This window comes from Runella defluvii, assembly GCF_014195535.1.
Classification (GTDB): Bacteria; Bacteroidota; Bacteroidia; order Cytophagales; family Spirosomataceae; genus Runella; species Runella defluvii.
Genome location: NZ_JACIBY010000016.1, coordinates 17,260 through 31,147, shown reverse-complemented (window position 1 = coordinate 31,147; position 13,888 = coordinate 17,260). Strand labels below are relative to the sequence as shown.

Annotated in this window: 2 protein-coding genes; both read right to left on the bottom strand. The window is 48.3% G+C overall.

What is annotated here, in order from left to right; all coding sequences use genetic code 11:
• Positions 1-57 precede the first annotated feature (57 nt).
• Positions 58-8,790 (bottom strand): T9SS type A sorting domain-containing protein, encoded by an 8,733-nt coding sequence (locus FHS57_RS26330; RefSeq protein ID WP_183978956.1) that lies wholly within the window; start codon positions 8,788-8,790, stop codon positions 58-60.
• Between the two features lie 206 nt (positions 8,791-8,996).
• Positions 8,997-13,775: a T9SS type A sorting domain-containing protein gene (locus FHS57_RS26325; protein ID WP_183978954.1), complete on the bottom strand. Its 4,779-nt coding sequence runs from the start codon at positions 13,773-13,775 to the stop codon at positions 8,997-8,999.
• Between the last annotated feature and the right edge of the window lie 113 nt (positions 13,776-13,888).

Genomic DNA, 13,888 nt, shown 5'->3' with positions numbered 1-13,888 from the left:
ACAAAACAGTCCCGCAGTTACTAAAGGTATATAATTCCTGCGGGACTATTTATTAAATTACAACTTTATCACCTTCAAAACATCCCGTTTTTCGGACGTCGTTACCTGCAAGAAATACATTCCCTTCGGCAACTCACTTACCCCAAACTCCTCTTGGTGCGTGTTGGTTTCGGGCACAAATTGACGATGTAAAATTGCCCGTCCTGAGACATCAGTCAATGTAGTTTGAACCACTTGCCCTTTGCTCTCTTGCACCTTTAAACGAAGTACATTTGAAACTGGGTTAGGCAGAACGGTAGCGAAGGCGCTGTTATCGGTTATCGGTTGTCCGTTATCCGAAACAACTTGCCCTTCACCTCTTGACCCTTGCTCCCCACTCTCCGCTGTCCTCGCTGCTCCCACACCAATGCCGTCTTTCGACTGGATTCTAAACCAGTATTCTTGGTAGGCCAACACGTTCCCTTGGGGTTTACGCGTCGATGGATAGATACTGCCCCAGCCTTTCATATCCCAATAACGAATACCTAACTTATACAAGCCCTTGGGAAACCCTTCGTCATAGACGTTGCCACCTGAGCCATTGTCCGCATAAAAACCGTACAACGGATGATTTTGCGCGTATAACTCCGTCCAGCCTGAACGGTTGGCAAACATAAAATACGGCGCACTGTTCTCGTGGGTGTTGTACGAACGAACGATGCCTGTTTCGGGCGTCGCCAACAAATCGTAGGTCAGTGAGCCACTCTCGCCCAATACACACGCATCCACGTGAATTGTCCAATAACGGGGAGCCGTCTTGTTCAAGTTCTCTGAAAAATACACCGTCGGATTAGCCTGCGTACTCTGGTCTAGGCTCGGCCCCGCATCTGGGGTCACAAATTGACCCGACCACGCACTGCGGCTGTTGGTCTTTGTCCCAGACTTCGATTCGCCGATGTTGATGAGCGTCAACTCAAACGCCTTCCACATTACTTCTTTGCTCGCACTTACACTACTCTGACATCCATTCGCATACACACAACGTACCGAATAACTCTGCTTGGTCACATTCGCAAATGATACCTTAAAGCTATTCTCCGTAACTCCCGTGTTCCACAAAGCACTCGACCCCGCAGGACAACTCGTCGATACCGTCACTTCTACTCCCGTACATACCACGTCGGCGCTTACTACTACCACTGGCACTTCACTCACCGAAGCCACCGTGTAAGTCACCACATTACTCTTTTCACTCATACAACCACCAATCGCCTGACAACGAACATAATAGGAGGTCGTTTCACTCGGTGTTTGGCTTGGTAAACCCGCTAATGCTTCGTTTGTTACCGCATTGTACCAAATTGTACTCATTGAACCGCAATTTGATGTACCTATAAAACTTGTTGCCAAACCACATCCGCTGGTCACATTTAAACTCGCCAATGGTACCATCGACATACTCGTTAAGCGAAAACGAAGCACATTCGACTCCGTTTCTATACAAGAAAGTACATTGTCCGATTTGCGACAACGTACGCGGTAATTGTGGTACTGACCATCCACCATCTGCGTCGGAACCACACTCGTGTAATCACCACCATCAACCGAATAAACCAATACCTCTCCCACACCGCAACTAGCATTAAACGTAATCGCATTTCCTTCCACGTTACATATATCTTTCGTTTCACCAGCATTCACCACCACGCCATCGACTAACAACGATACATTTTGTGGAACAGATGCGCGGTAGTTGATGGTCACTTCAATCGGATTCGTATAAGTTACTGCACAACTCGCATCGCACGCCGCTTGGTAGCGATGAGGTTGGTTGTTGGATGGCTGGGTAACTGGTGCTGTCGCTGACCAGTCACTCCATGCCCCACTACCCACTTGTACCCGCCAAACGGGATTTCCTACTACACACGACCCCGTAACAGCAAACTGCAATCCATTCACTGGATTCGCATCCGTATCGCAGAACGTCTGGCTGTTGCCTTCATTCAAGGTTTGTTGGAGCGTTGTTAACGTGATTACTGGTTTAGTCTGAACCCTAACCACCGCACTGCCACTCTGAGTTTGTGAACAGTTCGCATCGCTCACACTTACCAACGTATAATTATATACGCCTTCTACGCTGCTCGATTGACTCACCGTCGTTGTCGAACTGCCGCCTGTTGTCGTCACGGTTTGTACTGTTCCTCCGTTCAACTGATAACTGAACGTGTAAGGAGCTGTCCCGTTGCTTCCTGTAAACGTTAGTATCGATGATGCACCGCCCTTACAAGCGGTCGTCGTGCCACTTACAGTCGCCAAGGGCAACGGGTAAGACGCCACTTGTGCAGTGCCCGTCATGCCTAAGGTACAATTCGTCGCCGCATTCGTTGCTACCACCATATACGTTCCAAGTGACGTTTGTAAACCAAATGACAACGCCGAACCTGTTCCTGGCAATGAACTCCCCACCACGGCGTCTCCCAACTTGAGTTGGTAATTAATACCTGTCGCTGAGCTACTTAAACCAACCAATACCCCTGTTCCCCCTTGACAGTAGCTGCCGCCCCCTGTCACAGAAAATGCAGTAGGTAATGCGTTGATACTTACCGTCGCCGACCCACTCATCGTGGCCACACAACCACCCGTCGTTGTCGTGGCTTCAACCGTGTAAATGCCCGCATCCGTCTGATTACCAAACGAAAGTGCACTTCCCGTACCTGCTACCACACTGCCAACGTTGCTGCCGTCTTTCTTCAATTGATAATTGACCCCCGTTTGTGAATTTGATAAACCAACCGCTACACCTGTGCCGCCTGCACAATAGGAGCCTCCACCTGTCACGTTGTACGCCGTCGGTAAACTAATCACCGTTACCGTCATACTGCCCGTCATGGTCGCCGTGCAACCGCCCGTGGCTGTGGTGGCTTCTACTGTATAGGTACCTGCGCCCGTTTGATTTCCAAACGGTAACGCACTTCCCGTGCCTGCTACCACACTGCCGACGTTGCTGCCGTCTTTCTTCAATTGATAATTAACTCCCGTTTGCGAATTTGATAAACCAACCGCTACACCTGTGCCGCCTGCACAATAACTTCCGCCGCCTGTCACGTTGTACGCCGTTGGTAAGCTAATCACCGTTACCGTCACACTGCCCGTCATGGTCGCCGTGCAACCACCCGTGGCTGTGGTGGCTTCTACCGTATAGGTACCTGCGCCCGTTTGACTCCCAAACGGTAACGCACTACCCGTGCCCGCTACCGCACTGCCGACGTTGCTGCCGTCTTTCTTCAATTGGTAATTGACTCCCGTTTGCGAATTTGATAAACCAACCGCTACACCTGTGCCGCCTGCACAATAACTTCCGCCGCCTGTCACAGAATAAGCCGTCGGTAAGCTAATCACCGTCACCGTCACACTGCCCGTCATGGTCGCCGTACAACCGCCCGTGGCTATGGTGGCTTCTACCGTATAAGTGCCCGCTCCCGTTTGACTCCCAAACGGTAACGCACTGCCCGTGCCCGCTACCGCACCGCCGACGTTGCTGCCGTCTTTCTTCAGTTGATAATTAACTCCCGTTTGCGAATTTGATAAACCAACCGCTACACCTGTGCCACCTGCACAATAGGAGCCTCCGCCTGTCACGTTGTACACCGTTGGTAAGCTAATCACCGTCACCGTCACACTGCCCGTCATGGTCGCCACACAACTACCCGTGGCCTTCGTGGCTTCTACCGTATAGGTACCTGCGCCCGTTTGATTCCCAAACGGTAACGCACTTCCCGTGCCCGCTACCGCACTGCCGACGTTGCTGCCGTCTTTCTTCAATTGATAATTAACTCCCGTTTGCGAATTTGATAAACCAACCGCTACACCTGTGCCACCTGCACAATAGGAGCCTCCGCCTGTCACGTTGTACGCCGTCGGTAAGCTAATCACCGTCACCGTCACACTGCCCGTCATGGTCGCTGTGCAACCGCCTGTCGTAGTCGTGGCTTCTACCGTATAGGTACCTGCGCCCGTTTGATTTCCAAACGGTAACGCACTGCCCGTGCCCGCTACCGCACTGCCGACGTTGCTGCCGTCTTTCTTCAATTGATAATTGACTCCCGTTTCTGAATTTGATAAACCAACCGCTACACCTGTGCCACCTGCACAATAACTTCCGCCGCCTGATACGGTAAACGCCGTTGGATTCACGCATGGACATGCACTTTGGGCTAATGCAAAAGTAGCGTCAACACATTCGTTATCTTCGTTTGCTCCCCAGCCCGCTGTAGGGGGCAAACTTGCGATAGAAGGTGCCTCAAAAACAATATCTGTTAGTTGGGTTGCTCCTAATGCGCCTTTGCCTACATACCAACTTGCTCCCGCCTGAAAAATATGAGCCGTTCCGTTGGTGTAACTTGGGCGACCGTTGTAGTCAGTTCCTCGGGTGTAGTTACCATTGTAGGCAGCGCAGTCTGTTGTAATGCACACTGCCGCTGGAATATCATTATCCGTAATGGCGATATTCTGCGTGGTCGTAGTGCCCAATGAAATCCCAGAAGAGGGGCTGCTGATAGTCAGCGTAGCCGTTTCAGTGCCTTCTGCTAAGGCATCGTCTATTACCGTGAAAGTAACCGAGCCTGAGTTTGAGCCAGCTGGTATAGTGATGGTCGTAAGACTAAGGGTGTAATCACCCGTGGTGATGCCCGTACCCGATACGCCTAGGGTTACGGTTTGATCAGCTGGTACCACCACAGAGGCCGTGGCCGTAACAGTTATCATAGTAGCGGCCCCCTCCGACGCATTGTTTGTACTTACCGAAAGATTGACGGCAGGTAAAACAGTTACATCGACTCGATTAGAGGTTGTGTTGATTGGTGTATTGGGATTATTGGGGTCTTCGTAAGTTGCAGTGACAGTGTTACTAATTGCCTGCCCAGACGCCGCCTGATTCACTTTTCGTTGAAATGACAATGTTCTGGAAGTACCTGAGGCAATCTTGCCTGTCCAATCATGCCTATATTTAGTCACATCCGTTGAAGCGGTAGTCCCTGTTTGCTCTCCACCCAAAAGATTTGTAGCAGGGTTTCCACTAAAATATTGAGTTGTCCCTGTACTTGAGGCCAAAACCGACCCTACAATGTGGCTAGTATATATATCTCCTGCGCTTTCTACTGCCCAATTATTGGGAGCTTGACTACCGTCTTCAGTCACTACCACTTTATCCGCGTCCAAAGTAATATTGCCAACTCCAGCAGAGGGATCAGAAATATTTTTGAACTGTATTTGGTATTCAATGATATTTCCAAAAGCAGGTTTCTTTGATGTTGTTGACAGCGTGCCATCAGAACCTTGAACGGCGGGTCCTGTTCCCTGTAAAATCCGCGACTGTTTCAATTGTTGGAGGAAACCCGTATATACACGATCAATCGTCTTATTTTGCACTGCGTCATCTGCCGAACCATTACCATTGGCATCAATGAATGCGGTGATTGTTACGGGAAACCCACACTCAACGCTAGAATTAGTTGACAGAGGTGTTCCAGGGGGCAAATCAATTTCGACACCATAAGTAGCCGTTGCATTTGCGGCTAATCCACTAATTTGGATGGGGTTAGTTCCGTCAATTGGGTTACCAGCCACAAAACCAATGCCGGATAAAAATACAAAGGTTGTACCATTGTAGGTGTAAGTAGCAGAGGCGCTACTGTAAGAAAGAGTTACAATTGTATTAGTAGGCAAATCTGACAGTGTGGTAGGAGCAGACGGCCTTAATGATATATTGACTGACGACGTACTTGTATTTTTTACCGTATTCGTAAAGCCAACAGATTGTGGATCAATGGAACTCGCTGGTGATGTACCCGGTGGAACAAAGGAAGATTTATTGGAAAAATCATCATTATTATCTGTGGGGCCAGTAGCCTCAGGAGAACCTAATGGGCCATTGGCTACCATATTATTAGGAGACGGAGTAACTGTCATACTCCCCATATTATTTACACTAAATGATAAACCTGAGTTTGTTCCTGCCCCATCAGTATCTGCGTAAGTCCAGTTTGCTCCGCCATTAAGCGAAAAACGATATACATAACTATACGACCCCGCAACGCTGGGAGCAGTGAAAGTAGCTTGATATTCGTCATCGTTTCCGACCTGCATGCTAAAGGATGCATTGGTATATACCCAGCCAGAGGTACTTCTTGGATCGGTATTTGATGGCCCATAACCAACTTGTGCAGTAACTTGGGAAGAAGCACCTGCTACTGAAGTTACTCCCGTTTCAAAAATTCGTCCATAAATGACTGGTGTTGTCGCTCCACTACTAACTGTAATAGAAGTGGGAAATTGTAAATTACAATAGTCTGGTTTATTTAGGTTTGTAATCGTAATATCCTGTGTAAGAGCACTTCCTAATGTAATTCCTGAGGATGGACTACTAAGTGTCAATACTGCGGTTTCGGTAGATTCTTCTACGTCATCATTTACTACTTTGAAGGTGGCCGTACCCGCTGTACCGCCATCGGGGATGGTAATGGTAACGTTGTTGGTGGTTGTATTGTTGAGGGTATAATCGCCCGTAGTGATATTGGTACCCGATACGGTGAGGGTCACAGTTTGTGCGCCCGACACCGCCGCAGAGGCCGTGGCCGTGACGGTGATTGAGGTCGCGTCTGCCTCTGTGCCAGTGTTAGAACTGACTGAGAGATTGACAGCGGGGTTGGAAGGGGTACTAGCAAATTCGACGGTAACTTTCACGTCACTAAAGCCAACAATACGCACTTTATTATTTTCTGCAAAAGCACCGCGCAGACGACCTGTAGTACCTGCATCATAGGCTGTCCACGAAAGGCCACTGTCGCTTGAGACCAGAACATAGGCACTAAATGGCGTAACACTTTGGTTTTGCACCGCCACAAATTTTCCGTTGGTATAGACGAGCGCGCCAAAACCCGAATTCCCAAGCGGATTTGCACTATTGCTGTAACCATCAATAGTGGTCACATTGCCCATGTAAAAAGTTGAATTGGTAATATCACTGGTAGTAGTGGAGAAAAACATCCTAGACGTTGCCGCAGCGGAGTTGAGCCGCCCGATAAGCAGATAACTCGTACCATTGTACGCAATGTCGTGAAAATGGCCAGTAATGCTGATGCTGGGGCTAGAGTTGGTCCATGAACTACCGTCTGTGGAGTAGGCTACACGCGCTGTTCCTGTTGTTGCTGTAGAACCTCCAACCGCAATAAACATCCCGTTGAGGTAGCGAACAGAATAGTAGTTACTGCCTGTGCTGGCATCTTTGGAAATTTGAGACCAATTGGTGCCATTGGTAGACCGTAAGATACTTCCCTGGTTACCAACCGCTACATAGGCTCCGTTACCATAGGCAATACTGTTTAGGTTATCCGTACCATCGGTGTAGCCTGTACTCCCCACCGTCCATGTGGTACCGTTTACAGAGGTAGCAACCGTACCGCCTTGTCCAACGGCTACATATTTGCTGCCATCATGAATAACAGCGGTAAGCAAAGTTCTGACAGTATTTTGAAACGCTGCTGTTTGAGAAAAAGACGAGAAGTTGGTGGAGCTGAAGACAACACCCTCGCTGCTACTCCCCTGCCCCACCAGGGCATATCCCGTACCATTGCCAGCTACGCCATAAAAGCCCCCACTGGAATACACATAATTTATCCCATCTGCAGAATAAAGGGGCCCTGTACCAGTACACATGAAAAATTTATCATTTAGGTATACAGCCTCATTAACGGTGGCACTGACACTCTTAGATTGCAAGGTGAACGTAGTCGCATTGGTTGAAGTAAGTACTACGCCACTGGGTGAAGGCGCAGGTACCGTACCGTTACTATTATAATACTGATGTGTGCCGATAAGGTAGTATGTCGTGCCATCACTTACGGCCTGTGTGAACTGAGTGGCCCCCCCTGCAAAGGTTGAGGTACTGCCGTTGGGAAGATTGATTGTGTTGGAGGTGATATTAGTCCATGAAGAGCCATTTGTGGAAGTAAATACTGTACTCCCTACCCCAAAAATAAAAAAACGGTCTTTGACAAAATCTACCCCGTTAGTACCAGATTCAGACGGATTGATAGACTGCGAAGTCCACGACCCCGAAGCCCCCGTGGTAGAGCGATAGATGGACATTCCACCTGTACCAGCAATTCCATACGCCAACACATATGCCCCGCTACCATACGCAATACTGTTGAAATTTTGGTTGCTGTTGAGTACTTCCAGTACCTTTGTCCAAGTAACACCATCGGGGGAAGAAAGAACCACGTTGTTCTGGACATTAACGGTTCCAGTGGTTTGCAACCCCACGACATAGAATGCCCCGTTCAAAAACTGAATATCGATAAAGTCCATTGTTGTGCCGCTAGTTTGTGAGGTCCAAGAGGCACCATTATCCGAAGATGTAATGATTTTACCAGCATTACCCGCAAATACAAATACACCATTGCCATAGGCTCCACCTCCAGAAAAATACATGTCGGTTGGAATACTTGGACTTACAATTTTACTCCAATTAGTCCCATCAGTAGATGTGTACAAACTACCAAAGAGTGTCGTAGAATTCACTCCTGCGATGTAAGTTCCATTACCATAAGCAATACCGTTTACCGACTGTCCATTCGGGTAGCCCTGCTGAGTTGTAATAATGGGTGCTTGCGCCTGAGTTTTGAATAGCCCAATAACCAATAAGCATACAAGAAACGGAACGGGAATAGCGTGTTTCCATAACGACAAGGTAAGTCGCCTAAAAAAGGCACTCAGTGCATGAAAAGGTTGGCTGAAAGAGAAATACTTCATAAAAAGTTGAGAATAAGTGGTTAAAAAATAAGTGGAATGATAAAATAAAAAATTAGAATGCTTGAATTAATATAATAATTAAAGGATAAGACATACTACCGAAAAAATCAAAAAAGACTATTTTTCATTTTAAACAACTAATAATTATTCACGACAAAGGCTATCCCTAAGATTAGGGATAGCCTTTACTTTTTTTTACTCATTACTTACTCCACCTTCACTACTTTCAGGGTAGCTTGGTGTTTAGCCGTACTTACCTGCAAGAAATACATTCCCTTCGGCAGCTCACTCACCCCAAACTCCTCTTGGTGTGTGTTGGTTTCGGGCACAAATTGGCGATGTAGAATTGCCCGTCCTGAAGCATCAGTTAATGTAGTTTGCACTACTAGCCCTTTGCTCTCTTGCACTTTCAAACGAAGTACATTTGTAACTGGGTTAGGCAGAACGGTGGCGAAGGCGCTGTTATCGGTTATCAGTTGTCCGTTATCCGAAACAACTTGCCCTTCGCCCTTTGCCACTTGCTCCCCTCTCTCCGTCCTCGCAGCTCCCACACCAATTCCGTCTTTCGACTGGATTCTAAACCAGTATTCTTGGTAAGCCAAGACATTGCCTTGGGGTTTACGCGTCGATGGATAGATACTGCCCCAGCCTTTCATATCCCAATAACGTATCCCTAACTTATACAAGCCCTTCGGAAATCCTTCGTCATAGACGTTTCCACCTGCCCCGTTCGATTCATAAAAACCATATAGCGGATGATTTTGCGCGTACAACTCCGTCCAGCCTGAACGGTTGGCATACATAAAATACGGCGCACTGTTCTCGTGGGTGTTGTACGAACGTACAATGCCTGTTTCGGGAACGGCTAATAAATCATACGTCAATGAGCCACTCTCGCCCAATGAACACGCATCCACGTGAATTGTCCAATAACGGGGAGCCGTCTTGTTCAAATTCTCTGAAAAATACATCGTCGGATTCTCTTGCGTACTTTGATCTAAACTTGGACCACCGTCTGGCGTCACAAATTGATTGGCCCAAGCGCTACGGCTATTCGTCTTTATGCCCGACTTTGACTCTCCAATGTTAATGAGCGTCAACTCAAACGCCTTCCACATTACTTCCTTTGTAACACTTACACTACTCTGACAACCATTCGCATACACACAACGTACCGAATAACTCTGCTTGGTCACATTCGCAAACGATACCTTGAAGCTATTCTCCGTAACTCCAGTGTTCCACAAAGCACTCGACCCCGCAGGACAACTCGTCGATACCGTCACTTCTACTCCCGTACATACCACGTCGGCACTTACTACTACTACTGGCACCTCGCTCACCGAAGCCACCGTGTAAGTCACCACATTACTCTTTTCACTCATGCAACCACCAATCGCCTGACAACGAACATAATAGGAGGTCGTTTCACTCGGTGTTTGGCTTGGTAAACCTGCTAATGCTTCGTTTGTTACCGCATTGTACCAAATTGTACTCATTGAACCGCAATTTGATGTACCTATAAAACTTGTTGCCAAACCACATCCGCTAGTCACATTTAAACTCGCCATTGGCACCATCGACATACTCGTTAAGCGAAAACGAAGCACATTCGACTCCGTTTCTATACAAGAATGTACATTGTCCGATTTGCGACAACGTACGCGGTAATTGTGGTACTGACCATCCACCATCTGCGTCGGAACCACACTCGTGTAATCCCCACCATCAACCGAATAAACCAATACCTCTCCCACACCGCAACTAGCATTAAACGTAATCGCATTTCCTTCCACGTTACATATATCCTTCGTTTCACCAGCATTCACCACCACGCCATCGACTAACAACGATACATTTTGTGGAACAGATGCGCGGTAGTTGATGGTCACTTCAATCGGGCTCGTATAAGTTACTGCACAACTCGCATCGCACGCAGCTTGGTAGCGATGAGGTTGGTTATTCGAGGATTGGGTAACTGGTGCTGTCGCTGACCAATCGCTCCATGCCCCACTTCCCACTTGCACTCGCCAAACGGGATTTCCTACTACACACGACCCCGTAACAGCAAACTGCAATCCATTCACTGGATTCGCATCCGTATCGCAGAACGTCTGGCTGTTGCCTTCATTCAAGGTTTGTTGGAGCGTTGTTAACGTGATTACTGGTTTAGTCTGAACCCTAACCACCGCACTGCCACTCTGAGTTTGTGAACAGTTCGCATCGCTCACACTTACCAACGTATAATTATATACGCCTTCTGCGCTACTCGATTGACTCACCGTCGCTGTCGAGCTGCCGCCTGTTGTCGTCACGGTTTGTACTGTTCCTCCGTTCAACTGATAACTGAACGTGTAAGGGGATGTCCCGTTACTTCCTGTAAACGTTAGTATCGATGATGCCCCGCCCTTACAAGCGGTCGTCGTGCCACTTAGGGTCGCCAAAGGCAACGTATAATAGGCTACCACTGCGCTACTCGTCATATTGCTCGTACAAGAAGTGGCCGTTTTTGTCGCTATTACCGTATATGTACCCGTACTTACTTGACTACCGAACGAAATGGTGCTTCCTGTTCCTGTTACAGCACTTCCAATGACTTCATTGTCTTTCTTTAATTGGTAGGTAACCCCCGATTCTGAACCGCTCAAACCTACTAATACTCCCACTCCACCTTGACAGAAATTACCTCCCCCTGTTACGCTGAAAGCTGCGGGGGCTGATTTTACAATAACCATCTGATTGCTAATCATCATCGATTCGCAACCACCCGTTGCAGTAGTAGCTCCGACTGTATAAACTCCTGCTACCGTTTGATTCCCAAACGAAATCGCGCTACCCGTCCCTGCTACAACACTGCCTACATTGCTACCATCTTTCTTCAATTGGTAATTGACCCCTGTCTGTGAACCAGTCAAACTGATAGGCACCCCTGCGTCGCCTGGGCAAATTGGACCGCCACCTATCACGCTGTAAGCCGTTGGTAAACTAATCACTGTTACGTCCACACTCCCTGTCATCGCTTGCGTACACGTGGTCGTACTTGGCGTAGGCGCGGCAGCACCTCCTATACGCACTGGCGTCGGACTACCGCCTACCTTCGAGGCTTCCACCGTGTAAGTGCCTCCTCCCGTCTGCACCCCAAACGAAAGCGAACTACCTGTACCTGCTACCAAACTGCCGACATTATTACCGCCTTTCTTCAATTGGTAACTTACGCCAGATTCCGAACCACTCAAGCCAACCAATACCCCTGTTCCACCCGAACAGTAGCTGCCCCCACCTGTCACAGTAAAGGTCACGGGTAGAGTCACTACACTCACCGCCACGTTACCGCTCATACTGGCAACACAACCGCCCGTAGCTGTGGTGGCTTCTACCGTATAGATGCCTGCTCCCGTTTGATTCCCAAACGGTAACGCACTACCTGTCCCTGCAACGACACTGCCTACATTGCTACCATCTTTCTTCAATTGATAGTTTACCCCCGTTTGCGAACTCGCCAAACCTACTACCGAACCTCCATTTCCTGCACAGTAAGGACCACCGCCTGTCACGTTGTACGCCGTCGGTAAACTAATCACCGTTACGGCCACACTCCCTGTCATCGCTTGCGTACACGTGGTAGCTGTTGGTGGAGCCCCTGCTCCCACACCAATGCGCGCTGGGCTTGCCCCTGCTTTCGAGGCTTCCACTGTGTAAGTTCCAGAGGCTATCTGCAAACCAAACGAAAGCGCACTGCCTGTACCTGGTACGACACTTCCTACATTTGTTCCGCCTTTCTTTAGTTGGTAACTTACGCCAGACTCCGAACCACTCAGGCCAACTACTACACCTGTTCCGCCCGAACAGAAGCTGCCACCACCTGTAACTGTAAAAGTTGTCGGCAAGGTTATCACACTCACAACTGCATTGCCTCCCATGGTCGAAGTACAACCTCCTGTTGCTGTGGTCGCTACTACAGTATAGGTACCTGCTTCTGTTTGGTTACCAAAAGAAATAACATTGCCCGTTCCTTCTACCGCACTTCCTACATTGTTTCCGCCTTTCTTGAGTTGATAATTTACGCCCGTTTGTGAACTCGCTAACCCCACTTCAGAACCTGCACTTCCTGCACAATATGGACCGCCGCCTGTGACGTTAAACGAACTTGGAAGGCTAATAACTGACACTGTCGCACTTCCTGTCATGGTAACAGAACAACCACCCACTACACGGGTAGCCACCACAGTGTAAGTTCCTGCATCAGAGACATTTTCAAACGCAAGCCCAGCACCCGTTCCTGCTTTGGAAGGGCCAACGTTGTTACTACCATTTTTCAATTGATAATTAATTCCCGTTTCTGAATTACTCAAAGAAACCGTAAAGTTACCCGTTCCACCAGCGCAATAACTTCCACCGCCTGATACGGTAAACGCCGTTGGATTCACGCATGGGCAAGCCGCCAAGTCGATTGTAATGTCAATGTCTTCACAAATATTGCTTCCCCAACCCACAGTAGGGGGTACTTGAGCTGTAGAAAGTGCTTCGTACACAATATCGGTACGATTGCCCACTTCACCAGAAACTAAAAACCAGCTTTGGTCTGCTTGAAAAATGGAGTAACCGCCTCTAGTATAGGTAGGACGACCATTATAATCACTTCCTTTGGTATAATTTCCACTTACCCCCGTACACTCCGTTGTAATACACAAAGCCGCTGGAACCGCATTTACCGTCATCGTAAGCTCATTACTAGTGGCTGTCGAAGGTGAGGCACAGCCATCGCTACTGGTGATCACCACCTTAATTTTATCTCCGTTTGCCAAAGTAGCGTCTGAGTAGGTCGCACTATTGGTTCCTACATTTGTATTATTCTTCTTCCACTGGTAGGAGGGAGTTGTACCGCCATTGGTAGGGGTAGCTGTAAACGTAACGCTTGTCCCTGCATTAATCGTTGTACCAGGATTAGCAGCAATACTTGCGGCTGGCGCAACCGTCTGAGCCACTAATGAGCCACAACCGCCCGATAAAGAAATGCTACCACAGTTTTCATCTTCAGTCCCCTCTGTTTGCCAGTTTGAACATGGGAGATTTGTTATTGATCCAGTTGTATTGAATG